The organism is Pseudomonas crudilactis, from assembly GCF_013433315.1.
GTDB classification, from domain to species: Bacteria; Pseudomonadota; Gammaproteobacteria; order Pseudomonadales; family Pseudomonadaceae; genus Aquipseudomonas; species Aquipseudomonas crudilactis.
In genome coordinates, this window is sequence record NZ_WXVV01000014.1 from 23,395 (window position 1) to 49,126 (window position 25,732).

Sequence of the window (25,732 nt, forward strand, 5' to 3'; positions counted from 1 at the left end):
CTTGATGGGAAAAATCCTCAGGCTGTGGGTCCGACGCTGACCCACCAGCTGAAGGTTTTATCGACGCGGATCGGCAGCGCCGCTTCCAGCAGACGCAAGGCTTGATCGGTGTCGTTGAGCGGGAATGAACCCATCACCGGCAGCGCGGCCACGGTCGGATCGCAATGCAGATGCCCCGGCCGATATTCGCTGAGTTGTTCGATCAGTTCGCCCAGCGGCAGGTTATCGGCCAGCAACACGCCCCGGCGCCAGGCTTCGCGGGATGGATCCGCTTTGGTCGGGGCGTGGAAGCGGCCTGCGCTGAATACCAGTTGCTGACCGGCCTGCACCACTTGGCTTTCGCCTTGGTGGTTAGTGGCCTCAACGGCGCCCTCGTAGACATTCAGCAGCGTGTTGCGATCCGTCTGGCGTACGCTGAAGCGCGTACCCAGCGCACGCATCCGGCCCTGCCCGGTTTCGACCCAAAAGGCGCGACCAAGGTCTTTCGCGGTGTCGATCAGCACTTCGCCGGCGCGCAGTTGCAGCAAGCGCTGACGGGCATCGAAACGCACATTCAAGGCGCTCAAGGCGTTGAGCCAGATTCGACTGCCGTCGCTTAGTGTGGCTTCGCGGGTTTCCCCGGTGCCGGTGGAGAGGTCCGCGTTCAGGCGTTCGACCGAGTCCAGCAGCGGCGTATTGCGCCCGACCGCCCAACCCGCCAGCCCCGTAGCGGCGATGATCAACAAGCCCTTGAGCGACTGACGGCGACTGATCGAGTTGCGCGCACTGTTGCGCAGGGCGTGGCTGACGGCTTCGCTTTCGTTCTGCAATGGCGCAAACCGCTGACCCACCCGTTCGACATAACGCCAAGCGGCCTGATGCTCGGGGCTTTGCGCCAGCCACGCCTGCCAACGCAGACGCTCAGGCTCGGCGAGCTGTTCGTCATGCAATTGCACGTACCAGTTCGCGGCTTGCTCAAGGCTGGCGTGGCTGAGTTTGTTCACCGGGCTATTCAATCAACAAGCCGTCGAGTTCTGCTTCGAGGATGGCGCAATGCATCATCGCCTGCGCCAGGTACTTCTTGACCATCCGCTCGCTGACGCCGATCTGTTCGGCAATCAGTTTGTACGGCATGCCGTGCAGTTGGGCGAGGATGAATGCCGCGCTGACCCGTTGCGGCAAGCGCTGGAGCATGGCGTCCACTTCGTGCAAGGTTTCGACGATGATCGCCCGTTGCTCGGGCGACGGCTGCACAGCGGGCGGGCGGCTGGCGAGGGTGTCGAGCCAGGTCTGCTCGAGTTGCCGACGGCGCCAGTGATCGACGCACAAACCCCTGGCAATGGTCGCCAGATGGGAGCGCTCGTGGACTTCACCATTGAAGGTTTGCGGGCGCTTGAGCACGCGGACGAAGGTGTCGTGGGCGAGGTCGGCGGCATCCATCGCATTGCTCAGGCGTCGACGCAATAGCTCGTGCAGCCAACGGTGGTGGCTGAGGTAGAGATTTTGCACGAGCGAGGCATCGGCGACGGTCATTTGCGCAAGCGTCCAAGACGACCGTTACCGGTCTAAATAAGAATGGGTCGCGATTAAAACAAAAGGACGGGGAGTGCGCAAATGATATTGGTTTGCTTTTAGGCGGAGGGTTTCGAATTCTGGCTTGGCGTAGTCGTAATAACCAGTGATCCACCACCTTGCTTGATTCCTGTGGGAGCGAGCCTGCTCGCGAAGGCGTCAGCACGGTCTGCATTTGTATGGCCTGACACGCCGCTTTCGCGAGCAGGCTCGCTCCCACAGTGGGCAGCAGCGTTCCCTGGATATTTGGTTAACGCAAAACCCTGTGGGAGCGAGCTTGCTCGCGAAGGCGTCGGCACAGTCGGAATCTGCGTTGCCTGACACACCGCTTTCGCGAGCAAGCTCGCTCCCACCGTGTGGTGGTGTTACTGAAATTTCAGCGGCGCTCGGCAACCATCAGCAATGACTGCGGCACTGGACTTTGCGGGTGTTGGGGCTCTTGCAAACCGGCCAATTGGAACCCGGCCATATCGAGCGCATTCAGCCAACTCGACAACGTGCGGAAATACCACGGCATCGGCTGCCACTGGCCTTTGAATCCCGCGAAGGTTTCTTCGCGCCAGCCATCCTGGTAATCGCCTGCCGCGACAGACCAAGGATGCAGTGTCTGAATGAGCAACGTGCCGCCGGGAACCAGCAGCGCATTCATCGCCGCCAGCAGCGAGATGATGTCCTGATGCAGCAAAGAGAAGTTGGCGCAGATCAGCTCATAGTCGCGCCCGATGTCGATCTTGCCATCGGCCAGCGCGTCATAGTTCGCGACATGCACTCGCGCCGCCCCCGCCAAACGCGCCGCTTCGACCAGCCGCGCATCGCCATCCACGCCGACGGCATCTATCCCGCGTTCCGCCAGTGCCCGCAATAACCAGCCTTCGCCGCAGCCAAGATCAAGTACGCGCTGCGGCTGCCGGCCCATGATCGTCAGCAGAATCGCCTGATCGGTAACCTGCTGGCGGCTTTCAATGGCGCCGCTGCGGATCACTTCGATCCAGGCATCAGCGTTGTCGTGCCAGCTCTGCAAAAGACTGGATTCGGGGGCGGGCATGGCGGTGTCCACAGTATCGAAAACCACAGTATGGACGTTGATCGCCAGGCGAGCCTTACGCGCACCAATCGCAACCCTAAACAGTGACGAATGCTCACGGCGATTTGGATAGTAAAGAAGGTGACTGTGCGGATCAGCACGATGGCTTGATGGGTTTTGCTCATCAAGCGACGGAGGGGCGAAGCGAAAGTGAGGGGCAGGGAACCCCTCACTTATTCGGTCTGGTGATTATTGCGGTACGCGCAGCTTGTCCAGCAGTCGGTTGACCAACAGCTCGTTCAGCATGATCACCTGTTGCAGCGCCAGCAGCGGTTTGCGCTCCGGGCCGCCTATTGAGTTGGCGATGTTACCGGCCATGGAGTGGGCGTAGGAAAGCGACTCACAGGCTTCGACCAACAGGGTTTCTTCATCCAGCGTGGGGTCGACCAGATAGACCGGGCGAAACGGGGGCGAGCTTGGCGGAGCGCCCAGTGCTTCGGGTCGCAGGTAGTAGTCGAGGGCGCGGTCGGTTGCCTCTTTGACCTTTTGCGGGTTGAGCGCGGGGTCGTGAGGGATTGGATCGGTGATCGGTGGGTTGGGCGTGATTTTGAACATGGATGAAACTCCTATCGCAGTTTAAGGAGCCATCACTCTCGCTACCAAACGAGTGGGTGGTGGCCATACGCGGGTTGGTAGACCGGCTGCAATAGGAACCCGGCGCTCACGAGTGAGCCCCACGCATGACTACCATTGAACTGAGCTCCACAAAGAGACAGCACAGGGTGTTGTCACACGGCTATTACAGACGGGCTACCAAACCCGATCACTGTTTTGCAGTGACAGGCCAACGATATAACCCGGCCCATAGCCGTGTAAGCCGGCGGATTCTGGCGTACGCGTAGGTAACGACGCAAGGTGTTGTAGGGAGGATGGCGTAACGGTTTGTGTGCTTTAAACGTGATAACCGGATGACGTTTACACATGAGCAATGCCGGTTGGTGGCGGCTTTCGGTTTTGCGTGAGTCTGTGAGATTTTTCCCCCTCACCCCAGCCCTCTCCCCCAAAGGGGGCGAGGGGGAAGGGAGCAGATCTCCATGTACTTCCAGGCCAGAGTTCGACTCGGTATTTCAAGTCGGTGCAACTTGCACATTCAGCGCGGTCAGTTCCCTCTCCCTCTGGGAGAGGGTTAGGGTGAGGGCTGTCGGTAATTTCAAATTCTGAAGAGGAGGTGTGACATGAATCTATTGACCGGCGGTTGCCTGTGCGGCGATGTCCGTTTCGAAGTGACAGGTCAGCCCTACCGCGTCGGCATCTGCCACTGCCTCGACTGCCGCAAACGCCACGGCGCGCTGTTCGGCACCTCGGCCATATTTCCCGAGGATGCGCTGAAAGTCACCGGTGAAACCCGCGACTACAACGGGCGCTTTTTCTGTCCGCGCTGCGGCTCTCCGGTGTTCGCGCGTTCGGCAAATGAAGTCGAAGTCAATGTAGGGTCGCTGGATGATCTGAGTCAGTTCAAACCCACCTACGAACTCTGGACGATTCGCCGCGAGTCATGGCTACCTGCGCTGCCACTGGCTCACCACTACGAGCGTGATCGCGAGAGCACGGAGCGTACAGAGGATTAGAGGGGGCAGAAAACTTCTGGGACTTGGAATGGAGTGACGATTTTTGGCATGTCACATAGTCCCAGTGGGAGCGAGCTTGCTCGCGAAGGCGTCGTGTCAGTCGACATCAATATTGAAAGTAATGACGCTTTCGCGAGCAAGCTCGCTCCCACAGGGTGCAGTACATAAACTTACAGATCTTCACCGCGAATAAAGGCCAACAGATCCGCGTTGATCGTCTCGGCCTCCGTCGTCGGCATGCCGTGCGGGAACCCCGGATACGATTTCAGCGTGCCGTTCGGCAGCAACTTGGCCGACAAGGGCCCCGAATCCGCATACGGCACAATCTGATCATCTTCGCCGTGCATCACCAGCACCGGCACCGTGACCTTTTTCAAGTCCTCGGTGAAATCCGTCTGCGAAAACGCGACGATCCCGTCGTAATGCGCCTTCGCTCCGCCGATCATGCCCTGACGCCACCAGTTGGCAATAATCCCTTCCGATGGCGTGGCGCCCGGTCGGTTGTAGCCATAAAACGGACCGGTCGGAATATCCCGGTAGAACTGCGCGCGATTCGCCGCCAGTTGTGCCTGAAAATCATCGAACACCGATTTCGGCAGCCCACCCGGATTGCTCTCGGTCTGCACCATCAACGGCGGCACCGCACTGATCAGCACGCCTTTGGCGACGTTGGCCTGACCATGCCGGGCAATGTAATGAATCACCTCACCACCACCGGTCGAGTGACCGACATGCACCACATTCTTCAGGCCCAGATGATTAACCACCGCCAGCGTATCGTCGGCGTAATGATCCATATCGTGGCCGTCCCAGACCTGACTCGAACGCCCATGCCCACGCCGATCATGGGCAACCACCCGGAAGCCTTTGCCGAGAAAAAACAGCATCTGCGCATCCCAATCATCGGAACTCAGCGGCCAGCCGTGGTGGAAATGGATCACTGGCGCGTCTTTCGGGCCCCAGTCCTTGTAGAAAATCTCGACGCCGTCTTTGCTGGTGACAAATCCCATGTTTGCTACTCCAGACCAGTGTGATGGGTAACCCGCGCGGTAGTCGCGGACCGGTTTCGCTCATGACGAGTTTTCTACAGCGCAGGCTCGGTGAGAGCCGTTATCAACTGTAGGATTAAAGTCGACATCTGCATGACCGGTGGTCGCAACGTCTGACTTCACGCGCAAATTAGGCTTTGCTGAAAGGGATAAGCCGAGGCGCGCGTAGGCATCGATGGCCACAGCGACGCCCCTTCAGAACACCGTGAGTCTGAGGAATTTCCCCGATGCTGACCTTGAATATCAATGGCAAGGATCAGGAGCTCGATGTCCCTGCGGACATGCCGTTGCTCTGGGTCCTGCGCGATGTCGCGCACCTGACCGGTACCAAATTCGGCTGTGGCATGGCCCAGTGCGGCGCCTGCACCGTGCACGTTGACGGGGCGCCGTTGCGCGCCTGCATCACACCCGCGACGGCCGTGGCGCATGGACAGAAAATCCTCACCATCGAAGGCCTGTCCACCGACGGTTCGCACCCGGTGCAGCAAGCCTGGGCCGAGCTCGATGTGGTGCAGTGCGGTTACTGCCAGTCGGGGCAGATCATGTCTGCGGCGGCACTGCTGGCGAAAATCCCCAAACCCACCGACAGCGATATCGATCAGGCGCTCTCCGGCAATATCTGCCGTTGCGGCACCTATCCCCGGATCCGCGCAGCTGTGAAGCGTGCGTCCGAAATCGGTTGATTGATGTGGGAGATAGACGATGAACAGTCCGGTATCACGTCGGGGGTTTCTCAAGGGCAGCGCCGTGTTGGGCGGCGGGTTGGTGGTGGCGTTTGTTGTACCTGGCGGCCACAAGTTTGCCTATGCGGCCGAGAATGAAGGCAAGGTGTTTGCGCCGAACGCATTTTTGCGAATAGCGGCGGACAACAGCGTCACGGTGCTGCTCGGGCATTCGGAAATGGGCCAGGGCATCTGGACCGGCCTGACCATGTTGATTGCCGAGGAGCTGGACGCTGACTGGTCGAAGATCCGCGTTGAGCATTCCCCCGCATCGGCGGCGGATTACGGCATGCCGGGGTTTGGCGGCATGCAGATTACCGGCGGCTCGACGTCGACGTGGATGGAGTTCGACCGTTATCGCCTGGCAGGCGCGACGGCGCGGCAGATGTTGGTCGAGGCGGCGGCGAAACGCTTTGAAGTGGCGCCATCGGCGATTCGCACCGAATCGGGCGTGGTCATCGCAGGCGACAAACGCGCCACTTACGGCGAGCTGGCGGATGCCGCCGGGCAACTGCCGGTGCCGGATCCGAAGTCGATCACCTTCAAGGAGGCCAAGGACTGGAAAGTCATCGGCAAACCGACCAAACGCCTCGACACGCCGGAGAAAATCACCGGCCGGGCCAAGTTCGGCATGGATGTGCAGTTTGAAGGCCTGATGACCGCGATGGTCGCGCGCCCACCGGTATTCGGTGCCAGCGTTAAATCCTTTGAAGGCGCTGAAGCGCTGGCAGTGCCGGGCGTGCACAAGGTGGTGCAAGTGCCGACGGGCGTGGCGGTGATTGCCGAACATTACTGGGCGGCTAAATTGGGCCGTGATGCGCTGAAGGTCGATTGGGATCTGGGGCCGAATGCAGATCTGAGCAGCGAGAAATTGCTGGCAAGTTTCCGCAAACTGGCCGCGACGCAGGGCACATCGGCGAGTCAGGCCGGCGATGCCAAGGGCAGTTTCGGCAAAGCCGCGAAGAAGATCGATGTCGAATACAGCGTGCCGTATCTCGCCCACGCGCCGATGGAACCGCTCAACTGTACGGTGAAGATCAGCGCGGAAAAATGCGAGATCTGGACCGGCACACAATTCCAGACACTGGATCAAATGGTCGCCGGCAAGATCACCGGGCTGAAACCCGAGCAAGTCGAAATCCACACCGAATTCCTTGGCGGCGGTTTTGGCCGTCGGGCCAATCCGACATCAGATTTTGTCGCCGAAGCCGTGCAAGTGGCGAAAGCCGCCGCTATGCCGGTGAAAACCGTGTGGTCGCGCGAGGATGACATTCGTGGCGGTTATTACCGTTCGATGTTCCTGCATCAAGCCAAGATCGGTTTGGGCGCCGATGGTTTACCGTCGAGCTGGCAACACGTGCTGGTCGGCCAGTCGATCATGACCGGCACGCTGATGGAAGCGATGATGGTCAAGAACGGTATCGACCCGACTTCGGTCGAAGGCGTTGCCGACAGTCCTTACGTCAAAGGCCTGGCCAATCATCAGGTCGATCTGCATTCGCCGCAAACCGGCATCAATGTGTTGTGGCTGCGCTCGGTGGGCCATAGCCACACCGGTTTCGTCATGGAGTCGCTGATCGACGAGATGGCCACGGCGGCGGGCAAGGACCCGGTCGAGTACCGACGAACGCTGCTCAAGGATCATCCTCGGCATTTGGGCGTACTGAATCTGGCGGTGGAAAAAGCCAACTGGAAAGCACCGTTGCCGGACGGCCATGCCCTCGGCGTGGCGGTGCACGAGTCATTCGGCAGTTACGTGGCGCAGGTCGCCGAGGTGTCACAGGACAATCTGAAGATTCGCGTGCACCGCGTGGTTTGTGCGGTGGACTGCGGGATTGCGGTGAATCCGCAAAGCATCGCCGCGCAGATGGAGTCGTGCATCACCTTCGGTCTGGGTATGGCGCTGCACAGCAAACTGACACTCAAGGATGGCGCGGTCGTGCAGTCCAACTATCACGATTATCAGGTGCTGCGGCTCAACGAAATGCCGGTGGTGGAAGTGCACATCGTGCCCAGCAGCGACAAACCCGGCGGCATCGGCGAGGCCGGTGTGCCGCCGACCGCGCCAGCCGTGGCCAATGCGGTGTACGCCCTGACCGGGCAGCGCCTGCGCGAGTTGCCGCTGCAACTGTCGGGGGTGTGAGATGAAACGACATCTAGTGTTGGGCACGGTGATTTTGCTGGGGCTGGGCGGTTATGCCTCGGACTTGTTTGCCGATGATCAGGAAGCGCTGAAGGCGTTCGGCACGGTGCAGAAAGTCTTTCAAAGTCCGCGCTGCCAGAACTGTCATATTCCCGGTGATTCGCCGCTGCAGTTCGACGCCGGCATTCCCCACGCGATGAACGTGGTGCGCGGTATGGACGGCAAGGGCGCGGCCGGTTTGCCCTGTGCAACCTGCCATGCGGAAAACAATCCGCCGGCCAGTTACGGCCCGCATGCACCGCCGGGTGCGCCGCACTGGAGCCTGCCGCCGGCGGCGCACAAAATGGCCTGGATCGGCCTGCCGCCGGACAAGCTCTGCGCGATGATCAAGGACCGTTCGAGCAATGGCGATCGCGATTTTGCTGCGCTGATCAAGCACGTCAGCGAAGACAAACTGGTGCTCTGGGGCTGGAATCCCGGAGCAGGGCGCGCACCGGTGCCGGTGCCGCACGATATTTTTGTGGCGCAATTCAAGCTCTGGGCCGACGCGGGCGGGCCGTGTCCGGTGGCGCAAATGTGAGCCATTGCCAAATTAGCGCTACGCTTGAAAGCATTGTTGCCAATGGAGTGTGCTGATGCTGGTTCCAGGAAAACCTGCGAATGAAACGGCGCGAGTTCAAGCGCTGCACGGTCTCGAACTGCTCGATTCCGCCCCTGAAGAGCGTTTCGACCGACTGACACGATTGGCGAAACGACTGTTCAATGTGCCGATTGCACTGGTGACGCTGGTCGACACCAATCGGCAGTGGTTCAAGTCCTGTGTGGGCCTGGATGCCACTGAAACGCCGAGGGATGTTTCATTCTGCGGACACGCGATTTTGCAGAACGACCTGCTGTTGGTGCCCGATGCCCGCGAGGATGTGCGTTTCCATGACAATCCGCTGGTGACTGGCGCGCCGAACATCCGCTTCTACGCCGGCTACCCGCTGACCGTGCCCAATGGCAATAAAATGGGCACGCTGTGCCTGATCGACACCAAACCCCGCGATCTCGACGATGAAGAGCGCGCTCTGTTGCGTGATCTGGCGGAGATGGCCGAGCAAGAGCTGACCGCCGTGCAGATGGCGAGCATGGATGAACTGACGCTGCTGTCCAACCGTCGCGGCTTCAAACAACTGGCCCAGCATGCACTGGACGCCTGCGCACGGCTGGAGCGCCCGGCGACCTTGCTGTTTTTTGACCTCAATGACTTCAAGCAGATCAACGATCTTTACGGCCATGCCGAGGGTGACAGTGCGCTGAAGACCTTTGCCGATGTGCTGCGCATTGCCTTTCGCGAGAGTGATGTGGTCGGACGCCTGGGCGGGGATGAGTTCGTCGCGTTGCTGACCGGCTCCAGCCATGTCGAAACCACGACGATCATGGCGCGGCTCAAGGATATCCTCGAAGAGCGAAATGCCACACTGCATCGCGGCTATGCGATTCGCTTCAGCGTGGGCCAGATTGAATATGATTCGAAACGCCATGAAACCGTGGATCGCTTGCTGGCGGATGCGGATGGCGCGATGTATACGCATAAGCAGGCGTTGAAGGGTTGTTAGTGAATGCACCGCAGATCCCCTGTAGGAGTGAGCCTGCTCGCGATAGCGTCCACACTTTCAACATCTTCATCGGCTGACCCAGCGCTATCGCGAGCAGGCTCACTCCTACAGGGGGGGGCGGTGTTCACAACATCCCGGTTCACCACAAATCCATGTGGGAGCGAGCTTGCTCGCGAAAGCGCTGGGTCAGGCAATGAACAGGTGACTGAATGGACGCCTTCGCGAGCAGGCTCACTCCCACAGGGGGCAGTGTTGCGGCCAATAAAAAACCCGCCTGAACAGGCGGGTTTTTTTATCGGCTAAACGAAGATCACTCTTCGATGTTGCCCATGGCGGTGGTGTTGAAGCCGCCGTCGACGTACATGATTTCACCGCTGATGCCCGACGCCAGGTCGGAGCACAGGAAGGCGCCGGCGTTGCCGACTTCGTCGATGGTGACGTTGCGACGCAGCGGGGTTTGCGCTTCGTTGGCGGCCAGCATCTTGCGGAAGTTCTTGATGCCCGAGGCGGCCAGGGTACGGATCGGGCCAGCCGATACGCAGTTGACGCGGGTGCCGTCCGGGCCCAGGGAGCCGGCCAGGTAACGCACGCCAGCTTCCAGCGAAGCCTTGGCCATGCCCATCACGTTGTAGTTAGGCATGGTGCGCTCGGCGCCCAGGTACGACAGGGTCAGCAGGCTGCCGTTGCGGCCTTTCATCATTTCGCGGCCGGCTTTGGCCAGGGCCACGAAGCTGTAGGCGCTGATGTCGTGCGCGATGCGGAAACCGTCACGGGTGGTGGCTTCGGTGAAGTCGCCGTCCAGTTGGTCGCCCGGGGCGAAGCCAACGGAGTGGACGATGCAGTCCAGGCCGTCCCACTTCTTGCTCAGTGCTTCGAAGACCTTGGCGATTTCTTCATCGCTGGCCACGTCGCACGGGAAGCACAGCTCAGGGCTCGAACCCCAGCCTTGGGCGAATTCTTCAACACGACCTTTCAGTTTGTCGTTCTGATAAGTGAAGGCAAGCTCAGCGCCCTCGCGATGCATGGCGGCAGCGATGCCGGATGCGATGGACAGCTTGCTGGCGACACCGACGATCAGTACGCGCTTACCGGCGAGAAAACCCATGTGTTGCTCCTCTTTCAGGTTATTGCGCAGTGGCTGGTGCCAAAAAAGCGGCTTCCAGCAACTGCTGTGTATACGGATGTTGGGGGGCGGCAAAAATACTTTGCGCGTCTCCCTGTTCGACCACTTGGCCATGCTTGACCACCATCAACTGGTGGCTCAGCGCTTTGACGACAGCCAGGTCATGGCTGATAAACAAATACGTCAGGTTGTACTTGGCTTGCAGTGAACGCAACAGCTCCACCACTTGCCGCTGCACCGTCCGGTCGAGCGCCGAAGTCGGCTCGTCCAGCAGGATCAGCGCCGGTTTCAGCACCAAGGCCCGGGCAATGGCGATTCGTTGCCGTTGCCCACCGGAAAATTCGTGGGGGTAGCGGTGCCGGGTTTCCGGATCCAGACCTACCTCCTTCAATGCCGCAATAATCGCCGCCTGTTGCTCCTCGGCGGTGCCCATCTTGTGAATTCGCAGGCCTTCGCCAACGATATCGCTGACGCACATGCGCGGGCTCAGGCTGCCAAACGGGTCCTGAAACACCACCTGCATCTCCCGACGCAACGGGCGAACCTCGTTCTGCGTCAGGCAGTCTAGCTGCTTGCCTTCAAAGCGGATCGCGCCTTTGCTGCCAATCAGCCGCAAAATCGCCAGACCCAGCGTGGATTTGCCGGAACCGCTTTCCCCCACAATCCCCAAGGTCTGACCCTGAGGCAGGCTGAAATTGATGCCGTCCACTGCCTTGACGTGATCCACCGTGCGTTTGAGCAGGCCTTTCTTGATCGGGAACCAGACTTTCAGGTCCTCGACTTCAAGCAGCGGCGCGCCGATTTTATTACTCGCCGGGCCTCCGCTGGGCTCCGCGCCGAGCAATTCCCGAGTGTACGGATGCTGCGGCGAACGGAACAGCTCTGCGCACGATGCCTGTTCGACGATGCAACCGCGCTGCATGACACATACACGATGCGCAATTCTTCGCACCAGGTTCAAATCGTGACTGATCAGTAACAGCGACATGCCCAATCGGGCCTGCAATTCCTTGAGCAAATCGAGAATTTTCAGCTGAACGGTCACGTCCAGCGCGGTGGTCGGCTCGTCGGCAATCAGCAATTCCGGCTCGTTGGCCAAGGCCATGGCGATCATCACGCGCTGGCGCTGACCGCCAGAGAGTTCGTGGGGCAGGGCCTTGAGGCGCTTGTGCGGCTCAGGGATGCCAACCATCTCCAGCAGCTCCAGCGTGCGTTTGGTCGCCACTTTGCCGGTCAGGCCTTTGTGGATGCCGAGGACTTCGTTGATCTGCTTCTCGATCGAGTGCAGCGGATTCAGCGAGGTCATCGGCTCCTGAAAAATCATCGCGATGCGGTTACCGCGAATATGGCGAATGGTTTTTTCGCTCAGGCCCAGCAGGTTTTGCCCGGCATAGTTGATGCTTCCGGTCGGATGGCGAGCCATCGGGTAGGGCAGCAAACGCAGGATCGAGTGCGCGGTCACCGATTTGCCCGAGCCGGATTCGCCGACCAGCGCGAGGGTTTCACCACGCTTGATGTCGAAACTCACGCCTTCGACGACCCGGTGCACGCGCTCGCCAAAACCGAATTCGACGGCGAGGTCACGCACTTCGATCAGATTGTCCTGATTCATTTCACTTCCTCGGGTCGAAGGCATCGCGAGCGGACTCGCCGATAAACACCAGCAAACTCAACATCAACGCCAGCACGGCGAAGGCACTCATGCCCAGCCACGGCGCTTGCAGGTTGGATTTGCCTTGGGCGACCAGTTCGCCCAGCGACGGACTGCCGGCCGGCAAACCGAAACCGAGGAAGTCCAGCGCGGTGAGGGTGCCGATGGCGCCGGTGAGGATGAACGGCATAAACGTCATGGTCGAGACCATCGCATTGGGCAGGATGTGGCGGAACATGATCGCGCCGTTCTGCATGCCCAGCGCCCGCGCCGCACGCACGTATTCAAGGTTACGTCCACGGAGGAACTCGGCGCGCACCACGTCGACCAGGCTCATCCACGAGAACAGCAGCATGATCCCCAGCAGCCACCAGAAGTTCGGCTGGACGAAACTGGCGAGGATGATCAGCAGATACAGCACCGGCAAACCCGACCAGATCTCCAGAAAACGCTGCCCGGCCAGATCGACCCAGCCGCCATAGAAGCCTTGAAGGGCGCCGGCAATCACGCCGATGATCGAACTCAATACGGTCAGCGTCAGCGCGAACAGCACCGAAATACGGAAGCCATAAATCACCCGCGCCAGCACATCGCGACCCTGATCATCTGTGCCCAGCAGGTTGTCCGCCGACGGTGGCGCCGGGGCCGGGACTTTCAGGTCGTAGTTGATGCTTTGATAGCTGTAGGGAATCGGCGCCCACAGCACCCAGGCATCCTTGGCCTTGAGCAGTTCGCGGATGTACGGGCTCTTGTAGTTGGCTTCCAGCGGGAATTCGCCGCCGAAAGCGGTTTCCGGGTAACGCTTGATCGCCGGGAAGTACCAGTTGTTGTCGTAATGCACCACCAACGGCTTGTCGTTGGCGATCAGCTCGGCGCCGAGGCTTGCGCCGAACAGAATCAGAAACAGCCACAGCGACCACCAGCCACGTTTGTTGGCCTTGAACAGTTCGAAGCGGCGGCGGTTGAGAGGGGACAGGTTCATCTCAATGCTCCCGGCTTTCGAAGTCGATGCGCGGATCGACCAGGGTGTAGGTGAGGTCGCCGATCAGTTTCACCACCAACCCCAGCAGGGTGAAGATGAACAGGGTGCCGAACACCACCGGGTAATCGCGGTTGATCGCCGCTTCGAAACTCATCAGGCCCAAACCGTCGAGGGAGAAGATCACTTCCACCAGCAAGGAGCCGGTGAAGAAGATGCCGATGAACGCCGACGGGAAACCGGCAATCACCAGCAGCATGGCGTTGCGGAACACATGGCCGTAGAGCACACGATGACGCGTCAGGCCTTTGGCTTTGGCGGTGACCACGTACTGTTTGTTGATCTCGTCGAGGAAGCTGTTTTTGGTCAGCAGGGTCATGGTCGCGAAGTTACCGATCACCAGTGCCGTCACTGGCAGCGCGAGGTGCCAGAAGTAGTCAAGAATCTTGCCGCCGAAACTCAGCTCATCGAAGTTGTTCGAGGTCAGTCCTCTCAGCGGGAACCAGTCGAGATAACTGCCGCCGGCAAACACCACGATCAGCAGGATCGCAAAGAGGAACGCCGGGATCGCATAGCCGACGATGATCGCCGAACTGGTCCAGACGTCGAAGTGGCTGCCATGCCGCGTGGCCTTGGCGATCCCCAGCGGGATCGACACCAGGTACATGATCAGCGTGCTCCACAGCCCCAGCGAGATCGACACCGGCATCTTTTCCTTGATCAGGTCGATGACCTTGGCGTCGCGGAAAAAGCTGTCGCCGAAATCCAGGGTCGCGTAGTTCTTGACCATGATCCACAGGCGTTCCGGGGCCGATTTGTCGAACCCGTACATGTGCTCGATTTCCTTGATCAGCGCCGGGTCCAGCCCCTGCGCGCCGCGATAGGAGGAGCCGGCCACCGACACTTCGGCACCGCCGCCGGCAATGCGGCTGGTGGCGCCTTCGAAGCCTTCGAGCTTGGCGATCATCTGTTCCACCGGGCCACCGGGCGCGGCCTGGATGATCACGAAGTTGATCAGCAAGATGCCGAACAGGGTCGGGATGATCAGCAGCAGTCGCCGAAAAATATACGCCAGCATCTGATTACTCCGTGCCCGCAGGGTCGGCTTGCAATTTGGTTTCGACTTCTACCGCCGGTTTCGCGTCAGGCTTGACCCACCAGGTGTTGATGCCGATGTCGTATTTCGGTGAGACCTTCGGGTGGCCGATGTGATTCCAATAAGCCACGCGCCAAGTCTTGATGTGCCAGTTGGGGATCACGTAATAGCCCCATTGCAGCACACGATCCAGGGCGCGGGCGTGGGCCACCAGGCTTTTGCGCGAGTCGGCGTTGATCAGGTTCTCGACCAGTTGATCGACGATCGGCTCCTTCAGACCCATGGTGTTACGGCTGCTGGCCTTGTCGGCAGCGGCGCTCATCCAGTATTCGCGCTGCTCGTTGCCTGGCGAGTTGGACTGCGGGAAGCTGCCGACCATCATGTCGAAGTCCCGCGAACGCACGCGGTTGATGTACTGCGAGACGTCGACGCGACGGATCACCAGTTCGATGCCGAGGTCGCTGAGGTTGCGCTTGAACGGCAGCAAAACCCGTTCGAACTCGGTCTGCGCGAGCAGGAATTCAATCACTACAGGCTTGCCCGTGGCGTCGACCATTTTATCGTCGACGATCTTCCAGCCAGCCTCTTGCAGCAGTTGATAGGCCTCGCGCTGCTGGGTGCGGATCATGCCGCTGGCGTCGGTCTTGGGGTTTTCGAACGCTTCGCTGAACACTTGCGCCGGCAGCTTGCTGCGAAACGGGTCGAGGATAGCCCGTTGATCGGCATCGGGCAGGCCGGTGGCGGCCATTTCCGAGTTCTCGAAATAGCTGCGGGTGCGGAAGTAGGCGCCGTTGAACAGTTGTTTGTTGGTCCATTCGAAATCGAACAGCAGGCCCAGTGCCTGACGCACGCGCACATCCTGAAACACCGGGCGGCGCAGGTTGAAGACGAACCCCTGCATGCCGGTCGGGTTGCTGTTGGCGATCTGTTCCTTGATCAGGCGGCCTTCAGTGACGGCCGGAATGTTGTAGGCGTTGGCCCAGTTTTTTGCGGCCATCTCCAGCCAGTAATCGAACTGGCCGGCTTTCAGGGCTTCGAGGGCGACGGTGTTGTCGCGGTAGTAATCGGTGGTCATCGTGTCGAAGTTGTAGAAACCGCGATTGACCGGCAGGTCCTTGCCCCAGTAATCCTTGACCCGCTCGTAACGCACCGAACGACCGGCCTTCACTTCGGCAACTTTGTACGGGCCGCTGCCCAAAGGAATCTCGAGATTGCCCTTGTTGAAATCGCGATCGGCCCACCAGTGTTTCGGCAGCACCGGCAATTGGCCGAGGATCAGCGGCAACTCGCGGTTGTTGGTGTGTTTGAACTTGAACAGCACTTTGAGAGGGTCTTCGGCGACGACTTCGGCGACATCGTTGTAGTAGCCGCGAAACAGTGGCGAGCCTTCCTTGGTCAGGGTATTGAAGCTGAACACCACGTCGTCGGCGCGCACCGGGTGGCCGTCATGAAAGCGAGCTTCGGGACGCAGGTAGAAACGCACCCAGCTGTTGTCCGGGGCTTTTTCGATTTTGCCGGCGATCAGGCCGTATTCGGTAAACGGCTCGTCGAGGCTGTGCTTGGTCAGGGTGTCGTAGATTTGCCCGACGTCATCGGCAGGCACGCCTTTGCTGATAAACGGGTTGAGGCTGTCGAAGCCGCCGAATCCGGCCTGACGGAACACGCCGCCCTTGGGCGCGTCGGGGTTCACGTAATCGAAATGCTTGAAATCGGCAGGGTATTTCGGCGGCTCGTTGTACAGGGTCACGGCGTGTTGCGGGGCGGCAAAGGCCAGCCCGGCGAACAGCAAGCCGCTGGCCTGGACGAGCAGGGCGCGGATAGGTTTCATCGATCTTTCTCCGAAGACTTCAGCCACCACGCGCTCAGGCCCAGGGTGTAGGGCGGCGTGGTGACGAAGGCCAACCGGTTGCGGTAGGCCAGACGGTGATAATTGAGGTACCAGTTGGGAATGCTGTAGTGCTGCCAGAGCAGCACGCGGTCGAGCGCCTTGCCGGCGGCGACCTGCTCGTCGCGAGTGCGTGCGGCGAGCAATTGTTCAAGCAGGTGATCGACCACCGGATTGGCGATGCCCGCGTAATTCTTGCTGCCCTTGACTCCGACCTGGCTGGAGTGGAAGTACTGCCACTGCTCAAGGCCCGGGCTAAGGGTCTGGTTGAGCGTCATCGAGATCATGTCGAAATCAAATTGATCGAGGCGCTGCTTGTACTGCGCACGATCCACGGTACGCAGGCGCGCGTCGATGCCGATGCTGTTGAGGTTCTCGATGTAAGGCTGGTACAGGCGCTCCAGGTTCGGATTGACCAGCAGCAGCTCGAACCGCAGCGGTTGGCCGTCAGCGTTTTGCAGGCGTTGGCCGTTGAGCTTCCAGCCGGCTTCGGCGAGCAGCGCCAGTGCCTTGCGCATGGTTTCCCGGGGGATGCCGCGACCGTCGGTTTGCGGCAACGTGAACGGTTCGGTGAACAGCTTGGCCGGCAGTTGCTCCTTGTACGGCTTGAGCATCAGCCATTCATGCCCGACCGGCAGGCCGGTGGTTGTGAATTCACTGTTGGGGTAGTAACTGGTGGTGCGCTTGTAGGCATCGCTGAACAGTGCGCGGTTGGTCCACTCGAAGTCGAACATCAGACCCAGCGCTTCGCGGGTCTTCACGTCGGCGAAGGTGGCGCGGCGGGTGTTCATGAACAGGCCCTGAGTCTGAGTCGGGATCTGGTGCGGGATCTGCGCCTTGATCACGTCGCCACGGCGCACGGCGGGGAAGTTGTAGCCGTTGGCCCAGTTCTTCGCCTGATGCTCGATGTAGATGTCGAATTCGCCAGCCTTGAACGCTTCGAAGGCGACATCGCTGTCGCGATAGAATTCGACTTCCATGCGATCGAAGTTGTACTTGCCGCGATTGACCGCCAGGTCCTTGCCCCAGTAATCCTTGACCCGTTCGAAGATCAACTGCCGGCCCGGCGTCACCGAAGTGATGCGATAGGGGCCGCTGCCCAGTGGCGGTTCGAAGGTGGTGGCCTTGAAATCGCGGTCTTTCCAGTAATGCTGCGGCAGCACCGGCAGTTCACCGAGGCGCAGGATCAACAGCGGATTGCCCGAGCGCTTGAGCACGAAGCGAATGCGCTGTTTGTTGAGAATGTCGACGCGCAGCACTTCCTGCAGGGCGGTGCGGTACAACGGATGACCGTCCTTGAGCAGCGTTCGATAGGAGAACGCTACGTCATAGGCTGTGATCGGTGTGCCGTCGTGGAAACGCGCTTCCGGGCGCAAATTGAACACCACCCAGCTGCGATCTTCGCTGTACTCCACCGATTGCGCGATCAAGCCGTAACTCGACGCCGGTTCGTCGCCGGACGGCGAATACTGGCCGGTGCCGACCATCAACGGCTCGTTCAGCTCATTGATGCCGTACTGGAGGAAGTTCGCCGTGGTCACCGGGCTGGTGCCCTTGAAGGTGTACGGGTTGACCGTATCGAAGGTGCCGAACGCCATCACCCGCAACGTACCGCCCTTGGGCGCTTGCGGGTTGACCCAGTCGAAGTGGGTAAATCTGGCCGGGTACTTGAGCGTGCCGAACTGCGCATAACCGTGACTTTCGGTAATCGTCGCGCTTGCGGTTGAGCTCAAGGCCAGGCTGATCAGGAGCAGGAGGAGGGGACGCTTCAAGTCAGATCTGATCCAGGCGGCTTGGGCTTTGTGGGCCGTACAGTAACAGCTTGTCTGGACAGGAAAAAGATGCGGGTTAATGCGGGGTTAATCGTTTGCGCGAAGAGCCCCTCACCCTAACCCTCTCCCAGAGGGAGAGGGGACTGACCGAGTTGTTTCTTCGAGCTACGCCGACCTGAACTGTCGAGCCGAACTTACGTTTTGAAAAGCCCCTCACCCTAACCCTCTCCCGGAGGGCGAGGGGACTGAACGCGGTGCATTGGAGGGATGCACCGACGTGCGTTACCGAGTCGAATTCAGATTTTGAAAAGCCCCCGATCGGCTCCCTTTCCCCCTCGCCCCTTGGGGAGAGGGCTGGGGTGAGGGGGATGGATCTAAAGCACACCACAAAAACGTGATCAAAAAAAAGCCCCCGAAATCTCAGGGGCTCTTCTGTCAGTGCGGCTGATAAACCGTGAGCATCTGCCCAGGCTTGAGTGCCTTGCCCGCACCCGGATTCCAGCGCTTGAGATGCTGCATCTCAACGTTGAATCGCTTGGCCACTACATACAGCGTGTCGCCGCGTTTGACCTTGTACTGAGTCTGCTGCGCGCTGTCGTCCTTGCCTTTGGTCTTGCTGTTGGCCGCAATCACTGTATTGACGCGCCCAGACTTGCGAGCCGGCGCGCGCTTGGTGGTGTCTTGCATCACCAGCGTCTGGCCAACCTTGAGGTTCTTGCCGGTCAGCTTGTTCCAGCGTTGCAGATCCTTGACTTCGACCTTGTTGGCCTTGGCGATGGAACCAAGGTTGTCGCCACGCTTCACGCGATAAGCACGCTTGAGCTTGGCCACTTCCGATGGGTCAGCGCCTTCGAACACCGGTTTCAGCGAACGCGGGCTGATCAGTTCGTCAGGTCGCATGGTCTGCAAACTGGCGGTCAGCAATTGCGCCTTAGACGTTGGCACCAGCAAATGCTGGGGGCCGTCGATGGTGGTGCGTTGCTTGAACGCCGGGTTGAGCTGGAACAGTTCGTCTTCGTCGATATTGGCCACCGCTGCAACCTTGGACAGGTCCATGCGCTGGTTGATTTCGACAACCTGGAAGTACGGTTCGTTGGCGATCGGGTTGAGGTTCACCCCGTAAGCTTCCGGCGCTAGCACCACTTGCGACAATGCCAGCAGCTTCGGCACGTACGCTTGGGTTTCCGCCGGCAGCGGCAGGTTCCAGTAGTCGGTGGGCAGGCCGAGCTTTTCGTTACGCTCGATGGCGCGGCTGACCGTGCCTTCGCCGGCGTTGTACGCCGCCAGTGCCAGCAGCCAGTCACCGTTGAACATGTCGTGCAGACGGGTCAGGTAGTCCATCGCTGCCGTGGTCGACGCGGTGATATCGCGACGGCCATCGTAAAAGCGGGTCTGACGCAGGTTGAAGTAACGCCCGGTGGACGGAATGAATTGCCACAGTCCGACAGCATCGGCCCGCGAGTAGGCCATCGGGTTGTAGGCGCTTTCAATCACTGGCAGCAGGGCCAGTTCCAGCGGCATGTTGCGTTCTTCGAGCCGTTCGACGATGTAGTGAATATAGAGACTGCCGCGTTCACCGGCGTTCTCGAGGAAAGAGGGATTGCTGGCGAACCACAGGCGCTGTTGCTCGATGCGCGGGTTGACGCCGAGACCTTCCTGCAGCTGAAAGCCCTGGCGCATGCGTTCCCAGATGTCCTGAGGAACCTGTGGGCTGGGCTTTTCGGTCAGCCAGATCGGCTTCTGCTTGGCTCGCGCAGCAATGTTCGGCGTATGGGTCGCTTCAGTCTGCGGAGCATGGCTGGAGCAGCCCGCCAGCGTGGCGGACACAGCCACCGCGATGGCTTGCGCCAAGCGGGTCAATGCGTCTGAATTGACGGACTTACGTATGGATGACGACATTGGCTGGAAGTAAGTTCCGGGCAAAAATGTCGGGCGATTCTAGAAAGCGCACCCCCCTAGGTCAACCATTCAGAATTTTTGTACCAAGTGGCGGGTCACTTAGAACGTATCTTTCCAGGCCCGCAGAGCCGCAAATACCTCACTCGGCGCCCGGTTTTGAGCGCCTGCCCGTTCGTCCACTTTTTGTGTAACTAATGTTTCAGTGGTACGCAAAAACGGGTTTGTGAGCTTTTCCAGGGCCAAAGTCGAGGGCAGGGTCATCACACCGTTTTGCCGTTGCTGGCTGACTTTTTCCAGACGGGCGGCAATGTCCGGGTTCGTCGGTTCGACGGCGGCGGCAAACTTAAGGTTGCTCAGGGTGTATTCATGGGTGCAGTAGACCAGCGTATCTTCGGGCAAAGCGGCGAGGCGGCTGAGCGAGTGGTGCATTTGCTCCGGCGTACCTTCAAACAAACGTCCGCAACCGGCAGCGAACAGCGTGTCGCCGCAGAACAGCAGGCCGTGGTGGTAATAGGCAATGTGGCCCAAAGTGTGACCGGGCACCGCGTAGACATCGAAATCCCAGCCGAGCACGCTGACCGTGTCGTTGTCCTTGAGCGCCACATCGCGCCCCGGAATGCTTTCGCTGGCCGGACCGTAGACTTTCGCACCGCTCAGCGCTTTCAGGCGTTCGACGCCGCCGACGTGATCATGATGGTGGTGAGTGATCAGAATATCGCTCAACACCCAGCCCGGATGCGCTTCGAGCCACGCCTGCACCGGCGCGGCATCGCCCGGGTCGACCACCGCGCAGCGCTGGGTGCGGTGATCCTGTAACAACCAGATGTAGTTGTCGGTGAACGCGGGCAGGGCACTGATCTGTATCATCGTCGGAATTCGCCAAGCGGAAAACATTGGCGCATCTTAGTAGTTCCTGGCGCTTTGGAGAATGCGATGAGTGATAAAGCGTTCGCACAGGCTGATCCTGACTGGCTGGCCCTGATCGGTGCAGCCCGTGAATGGCTGTCCGGCCCGCTCGGGCAATTTCTGCTCGATGAAGAGCGGCGCATGCTCGAAGACGAGTTGGGCCGCTTCTTTGGCGGTTATCTGGTGCATTACGGGCCATCGGCCGAAACCCCGCCGGCAGCGCCGCAGGTGCAGCGCAATGTGCGTCTTGGTGCGCCGTTGCCCGGCGTCGAGATCGTCTGCGAAGAGCAGGCCTGGCCGCTGAGCGAGCACGCCGCCGACGTGGTGGTGATGCAGCACGGTCTGGATTTCTGCCTGTCACCCCACGGTTTGTTGCGTGAAGCGGCAAGCAGCGTGCGCCCCGGCGGGCATTTGCTGATCATTGGCATCAACCCGTGGAGCACTTGGGGCTTGCGCCATGTTTTTGCTCACGACGCCTTGCGTCAGGCGCGCTGCATCTCGCCGTCACGGGTCGCCGACTGGCTCAATCTGCTGGGCTTCGCGCTGGAGAAACGCCGCTTCGGGTGCTATCGTCCGCCGCTCGCGTCAGCCAAGTGGCAGGCCCGACTGGCCGGCTGGGAACGCAAGGCTGGTGACTGGCAACTGTCGGGCGGCGGCTTCTATTTACTGGTCGCGCGAAAGATTGTGGTCGGGCTGCGGCCGCTGCGTCAGGAGCGTCGCGAGCCGATGGGCAAGCTGATTCCGCTGCCGATGGCCAAGGTCAATCGTCGGCGCATCGAACCGTAAACCTTCTTTTATTCGTGGCCGGGCTTGTCCCGGCCTCGGTCATTGTCGGTCCGTGATCGGCAAGACAGGCATTTATTCTGGATAGAGTGGCATGAGCGAAAGCGTTGAAAGCGTCGACACCGTAGAGCTGTTTACTGACGGCGCCTGCAAGGGCAACCCCGGCCCGGGCGGCTGGGGCGCCTTGCTGGTGTGCAAGGGCGTCGAGAAGGAACTGTGGGGTGGCGAAGCCAACACCACCAATAACCGCATGGAACTGCTCGGCGCGATTCGCGGCCTCGAAGCCTTGAAGCGACCGTGTGAAGTGCTGTTGGTGACCGACTCGCAGTACGTGATGAAGGGCATCAACGAGTGGATGGCCAACTGGAAAAAGCGTGGCTGGAAAACCGCAGCGAAAGAGCCGGTGAAAAACGCTGATCTGTGGAAAGAGCTGGACGAGCAGGTCAACCGCCACAAGGTCACCTGGAAATGGGTGCGTGGGCACATTGGCCATCACGGTAACGAGCGGGCGGACCAGTTGGCGAATCGTGGGGTAGATGAGGTTCGCGGTTACAAGCAGTCCTGATTTCGCTTCTGAACCGTGGTGCGGCCATTCGCGAGCAAGCTCGCTCCCACACTGGATAGTGTTCACAACACACATCCACTGTGGGAGCGAGCTTGCTCGCGAATGGGACGCCACGGTCTGCCTGAAACACCCCGCCGAGCGTGTTAACATCCGCGTTTTTTGCAAGATCGACCCGTTGAGAGCTGAACACTGATGGCCACCAGATCCGTTGTACTCGATACCGAAACCACCGGCATGCCGGTGACCGATGGTCACCGGATCATTGAAATTGGTTGTGTCGAACTGATCGGTCGGCGCCTGACCGGCCGGCATTTTCACGTTTACCTGCAACCGGATCGCGAGAGTGATGAAGGCGCCATCGGCGTTCACGGCATCACCAACGAATTCCTCGTCGGCAAGCCGCGTTTCGCCGAAGTCGCCGATGAGTTCTTCGAGTTCATCAAAGGCGCGCAGCTGATCATCCACAACGCGGCGTTCGACGTTGGCTTCATCAACAACGAATTCGCCTTGATGGGTCGGCAGGATCGCGCCGACATCACCCAGCACTGCTCGATTCTCGACACCCTGATGATGGCCCGGGAACGTCACCCGGGGCAGCGCAACAGCCTCGATGCGTTGTGCAAACGTTATGGTGTCGACAACTCCGGCCGTGAATTGCACGGCGCCTTGCTCGACTCGGAGATTCTCGCCGACGTCTACCTGACCATGACCGGTGGCCAGACGAGTCTGTCGCTGGCGGGCAATGCGTCGGATGGTAATGGCTCGGGCGAGGGCGCAGACAACTCCGCGACCGAGATTCGTCGCTTGCCGGCCGATCGCCAGCCTGCGCGGATCATTCGTGCGACTGAAGATGAATTGGCGGCGCATCTGGTGCGGCTGGAGATTATCGCCAAGTCTGCCGGTGGCCCGGCGTTATGGACGCAGATCGCCGAAGCCGACGCCCAAGCCTGAAGATCAAAAGATCGCAGCCCAGGCTGCGATCTTTGCTTTTGGCGGCATGAAGCCAAGTGGCCACCCTCGCCACTTTCGCTGCAACCCTCTACCCTGAGTGCATTGGCAGCTGCAAACCTGCCGCCTCAGGACACTGAGCCTCATGTACAAAGATTTGAAGTTTCCGGTGTTGATCGTCCATCGCGACATCAAGGCCGACACGGTCGCCGGTGACCGTATCCGTGGCATCGCCCGGGAGTTGGAGCAGGAAGGGTTCAATATCGTTTCGGCCATCGACTACGCCGAAGGGCGGTTGGTGGCGTCGACCCATCATGGCCTCGCGTGCATGCTGATCGCCGCCGAGGACGCCAGCACCAACTCGCATCTTTTGCAGAACATGGCCGAATTGATCGGACTGGCGCGGGTGCGGGCGCCGGATCTGCCGATCTTCGCCCTTGGCGAGCAAGTCACCCTGGAAAACGCGCCGGCCGATGCCATGGCCGAGCTCAATCAACTGCGTGGCATCCTCTATCTGTTCGAAGACACCGTGCCGTTTCTGGCCCGGCAAGTAGCACGGGCCGCGCGCAAGTATCTGAATGGTTTGTTGCCACCGTTTTTCAAGGCGCTGGTGCAGCACACCGCCGATTCCAATTATTCTTGGCACACCCCCGGTCATGGAGGCGGTGTGGCCTATCACAAGAGTCCGGTGGGGCAGGCGTTTCACCAGTTTTTTGGCGAAAACACCCTGCGTTCGGATTTGTCGGTGTCGGTGCCGGAACTCGGCTCGCTGCTCGATCACACCGGGCCACTCGCCGAAGCAGAAGCACGTGCTGCGCGCAATTTCGGCGCCGATCACACCTTTTTCGTGATCAATGGCACCTCGACCGCCAACAAGATTGTCTGGCACTCGATGGTCGGGCGCGATGATCTGGTGCTGGTCGATCGCAACTGCCACAAGTCGGTGTTGCACGCGATCATCATGACCGGGGCGATTCCGCTGTACCTGTGCCCGGAGCGCAATGAGCTGGGCATTATCGGGCCGATTCCGCTGAGCGAATTCAGCCGCGAATCGATTCAAGCGAAGATCGACGCCAGTCCGTTGACCAAGGGCCGTGCGCCGAAAGTCAAACTCGCCGTGGTGACTAACTCGACCTACGACGGCCTCTGCTACAACGCCGAACTGATCAAGCAGAGCCTCGGCAACAGCGTCGAGGTCCTGCATTTCGACGAAGCCTGGTACGCCTACGCGGCGTTTCATGAGTTTTTCGCCGGGCGCTATGGCATGGCCACTTCGCGTAGCGAAGACAGCCCGCTGGTATTCACCACCCATTCCACGCACAAGCTGCTCGCTGCGTTCAGTCAGGCGTCGATGATTCATGTGCAGGATGGCGGTGCGCGGCAGCTGGATCGCGACCGTTTCAACGAAGCGTTCATGATGCACATCTCGACGTCGCCGCAGTACAGCATCATCGCCTCGCTGGACGTCGCGTCGGCGATGATGGAAGGCCCGGCCGGTCGTTCGCTGTTGCAGGAAACCTTTGATGAAGCCCTGAGCTTTCGCCGCGCGCTGGCCAATCTGCGCCAGCACATTGCCGCCGATGACTGGTGGTTTTCGATCTGGCAGCCGCCGGGTGTCGAAGGCATCGACCGCGTGCAGACCGCAGACTGGTTATTGCAACCGGATGCCGAATGGCACGGCTTTGGTGAGGTCAGTGACGATTACGTTTTGCTCGATCCGATCAAGGTCACGCTGGTGATGCCAGGGCTGAACGCTGGCGGTGCGCTGAGCGAGAAGGGCATTCCGGCGGCGGTGGTCAGCAAGTTTCTCTGGGAGCGTGGGTTGGTCGTCGAAAAAACAGGCTTGTATTCCTTTCTGGTGTTGTTTTCGATGGGCATCACCAAAGGCAAGTGGAGCACGCTGCTCACTGAACTGCTGGAGTTCAAGCGCAGTTACGACGCCAACGTGCGCCTCGACAGTTGCCTGCCGTGCGTCGCCCAGCAAGACACCGCGCGTTATCGCGGCATGGGCCTGCGTGATTTGTGCGATCAACTGCACACCTGTTACCGCAGCAATGCCACGGCCAAACACCTCAAGCGCATGTACACCGTGCTGCCGGAAATTGCCATGAAACCGGCCCACGCCTACGATCATCTGGTGCGCGGCGAAGTCGAAGCGGTGCCGATCGATGATCTGGAAGGACGCATCGCCGCGGTGATGCTGGTGCCGTATCCGCCGGGGATTCCGCTGATCATGCCCGGCGAACGCTTTACCGAATCGACCCGCTCGATCATTGATTATCTGAAATTCGCTCGCACGTTCGATAGCAGCTTCCCCGGTTTTGTCGCGGATGTGCATGGATTGCAGCACGAAGACGAGGGCAATGGACGGCAATACACCGTCGATTGCGTCAAGGAATGAGGACTT

Annotated in this window: 22 protein-coding genes; 9 read left to right on the top strand and 13 right to left on the bottom strand. The window is 60.0% G+C overall.

Annotated features, from left to right (window positions below; translation table 11 throughout):
• Nucleotides 1–17: 17 nt before the first annotated feature.
• The 4 genes from GTU76_RS16685 to GTU76_RS16700 all read right to left on the bottom strand — a co-directional run bounded on the left by GTU76_RS16685 (nucleotide 18) and on the right by GTU76_RS16700 (nucleotide 3,190).
• The gene (locus GTU76_RS16685) at nucleotides 18–983 is read right to left on the bottom strand and encodes a FecR domain-containing protein (RefSeq protein WP_180699108.1); all 966 of its coding nucleotides are present in this window, start codon (nucleotides 981–983) and stop codon (nucleotides 18–20) included.
• A gap of 4 nt (nucleotides 984–987) precedes the next feature.
• Nucleotides 988–1,512 carry a sigma-70 family RNA polymerase sigma factor gene (locus tag GTU76_RS16690; RefSeq protein WP_180699109.1) on the bottom strand — a complete coding sequence of 175 codons (525 nt, stop codon included), beginning with the start codon at nucleotides 1,510–1,512 and terminating at the stop codon, nucleotides 988–990.
• 415 nt (nucleotides 1,513–1,927) lie between these two features.
• Complete coding sequence (locus GTU76_RS16695; protein ID WP_180699110.1) at nucleotides 1,928–2,596, bottom strand: class I SAM-dependent methyltransferase; 669 nt, start codon at nucleotides 2,594–2,596, stop codon at nucleotides 1,928–1,930.
• Between the two features lie 228 nt (nucleotides 2,597–2,824).
• Nucleotides 2,825–3,190 (bottom strand): DUF6124 family protein, encoded by a 366-nt coding sequence (locus GTU76_RS16700; protein ID WP_016982909.1) that lies wholly within the window; start codon nucleotides 3,188–3,190, stop codon nucleotides 2,825–2,827.
• A gap of 620 nt (nucleotides 3,191–3,810) precedes the next feature.
• Here GTU76_RS16700 and GTU76_RS16705 point away from each other — a divergent pair.
• Nucleotides 3,811–4,203 carry a GFA family protein gene (locus GTU76_RS16705; protein WP_180699111.1) on the top strand — a complete coding sequence of 131 codons (393 nt, stop codon included), beginning with the start codon at nucleotides 3,811–3,813 and terminating at the stop codon, nucleotides 4,201–4,203.
• A 170-nt stretch (nucleotides 4,204–4,373) separates the two neighbouring features.
• Here the strand turns inward: GTU76_RS16705 and GTU76_RS16710 are convergent, their stop codons facing one another.
• Nucleotides 4,374–5,213 carry an alpha/beta fold hydrolase gene (locus GTU76_RS16710; RefSeq protein WP_180699112.1) on the bottom strand — a complete coding sequence of 280 codons (840 nt, stop codon included), beginning with the start codon at nucleotides 5,211–5,213 and terminating at the stop codon, nucleotides 4,374–4,376.
• Between the two features lie 266 nt (nucleotides 5,214–5,479).
• Here GTU76_RS16710 and GTU76_RS16715 point away from each other — a divergent pair, with 266 nt between their 5' ends.
• Genes GTU76_RS16715 through GTU76_RS16730 form a run of 4 tightly spaced genes read left to right on the top strand, consistent with a single transcriptional unit; the run spans nucleotide 5,480 to nucleotide 9,718 of the window.
• Complete coding sequence (locus GTU76_RS16715; protein ID WP_003224136.1) at nucleotides 5,480–5,935, top strand: (2Fe-2S)-binding protein; 456 nt, start codon at nucleotides 5,480–5,482, stop codon at nucleotides 5,933–5,935.
• Nucleotides 5,936–5,954: 19 nt separating this feature from the next.
• Entirely contained in the window at nucleotides 5,955–8,117 is a 2,163-nt protein-coding gene (locus GTU76_RS16720; protein WP_175554013.1) for a xanthine dehydrogenase family protein molybdopterin-binding subunit, read from the top strand.
• A 1-nt stretch (nucleotide 8,118) separates the two neighbouring features.
• On the top strand, nucleotides 8,119–8,697 hold the full coding sequence (locus tag GTU76_RS16725; protein WP_016986541.1) for a hypothetical protein: 579 nt from the start codon (nucleotides 8,119–8,121) through the stop codon (nucleotides 8,695–8,697).
• 55 nt (nucleotides 8,698–8,752) lie between these two features.
• Nucleotides 8,753–9,718, top strand: coding sequence for a sensor domain-containing diguanylate cyclase (locus tag GTU76_RS16730; RefSeq protein WP_180699113.1), 966 nt, complete (start codon nucleotides 8,753–8,755; stop codon nucleotides 9,716–9,718).
• A gap of 310 nt (nucleotides 9,719–10,028) precedes the next feature.
• Here the strand turns inward: GTU76_RS16730 and fabI are convergent, their stop codons facing one another.
• From fabI to gloB, 8 genes are all read right to left on the bottom strand, one after another.
• On the bottom strand, nucleotides 10,029–10,823 hold the full coding sequence (fabI, locus tag GTU76_RS16735) for an enoyl-ACP reductase FabI (RefSeq protein ID WP_007910591.1): 795 nt from the start codon (nucleotides 10,821–10,823) through the stop codon (nucleotides 10,029–10,031).
• A gap of 19 nt (nucleotides 10,824–10,842) precedes the next feature.
• Nucleotides 10,843–12,453, bottom strand: a complete 1,611-nt coding sequence (locus GTU76_RS16740; RefSeq protein WP_180699114.1) for an ABC transporter ATP-binding protein — start codon at nucleotides 12,451–12,453, stop codon at nucleotides 10,843–10,845.
• A gap of 1 nt (nucleotide 12,454) precedes the next feature.
• Entirely contained in the window at nucleotides 12,455–13,474 is a 1,020-nt protein-coding gene (locus GTU76_RS16745) for an ABC transporter permease (protein ID WP_016987120.1), read from the bottom strand.
• A gap of 1 nt (nucleotide 13,475) precedes the next feature.
• Nucleotides 13,476–14,549, bottom strand: coding sequence for a microcin C ABC transporter permease YejB (locus GTU76_RS16750; RefSeq protein ID WP_016987121.1), 1,074 nt, complete (start codon nucleotides 14,547–14,549; stop codon nucleotides 13,476–13,478).
• A gap of 4 nt (nucleotides 14,550–14,553) precedes the next feature.
• Nucleotides 14,554–16,395: an extracellular solute-binding protein gene (locus GTU76_RS16755; RefSeq protein ID WP_180699115.1), complete on the bottom strand. Its 1,842-nt coding sequence runs from the start codon at nucleotides 16,393–16,395 to the stop codon at nucleotides 14,554–14,556.
• Nucleotides 16,392–18,224, bottom strand: a complete 1,833-nt coding sequence (locus GTU76_RS16760; RefSeq protein ID WP_180699116.1) for an extracellular solute-binding protein — start codon at nucleotides 18,222–18,224, stop codon at nucleotides 16,392–16,394. Before GTU76_RS16760 ends, GTU76_RS16755 begins: the two co-directional genes overlap by 4 nt.
• Before the next feature lie 435 nt (nucleotides 18,225–18,659).
• A complete protein-coding gene (locus GTU76_RS16765; RefSeq protein ID WP_134178184.1) occupies nucleotides 18,660–20,123 on the bottom strand; it encodes a transglycosylase SLT domain-containing protein in 1,464 nt (487 codons plus the stop codon).
• A gap of 99 nt (nucleotides 20,124–20,222) precedes the next feature.
• Nucleotides 20,223–20,990, bottom strand: a complete 768-nt coding sequence (gene gloB, locus GTU76_RS16770) for a hydroxyacylglutathione hydrolase (protein WP_180699117.1) — start codon at nucleotides 20,988–20,990, stop codon at nucleotides 20,223–20,225.
• Nucleotides 20,991–21,056: 66 nt separating this feature from the next.
• Between gloB and GTU76_RS16775 the strand changes: the two genes are divergently transcribed.
• From GTU76_RS16775 to GTU76_RS16790, 4 genes are all read left to right on the top strand, one after another.
• The gene (locus GTU76_RS16775) at nucleotides 21,057–21,815 is read left to right on the top strand and encodes a class I SAM-dependent methyltransferase (protein ID WP_016987126.1); all 759 of its coding nucleotides are present in this window, start codon (nucleotides 21,057–21,059) and stop codon (nucleotides 21,813–21,815) included.
• Nucleotides 21,816–21,906: 91 nt separating this feature from the next.
• The gene (gene rnhA / locus GTU76_RS16780) at nucleotides 21,907–22,377 is read left to right on the top strand and encodes a ribonuclease HI (protein WP_007910572.1); all 471 of its coding nucleotides are present in this window, start codon (nucleotides 21,907–21,909) and stop codon (nucleotides 22,375–22,377) included.
• Between the two features lie 192 nt (nucleotides 22,378–22,569).
• A complete protein-coding gene (gene dnaQ / locus GTU76_RS16785; RefSeq protein ID WP_016987127.1) occupies nucleotides 22,570–23,328 on the top strand; it encodes a DNA polymerase III subunit epsilon in 759 nt (252 codons plus the stop codon).
• A 142-nt stretch (nucleotides 23,329–23,470) separates the two neighbouring features.
• Nucleotides 23,471–25,726, top strand: coding sequence for an Orn/Lys/Arg family decarboxylase (locus GTU76_RS16790; protein ID WP_180699118.1), 2,256 nt, complete (start codon nucleotides 23,471–23,473; stop codon nucleotides 25,724–25,726).
• The last annotated feature ends 6 nt before the right edge of the window (nucleotides 25,727–25,732 follow it).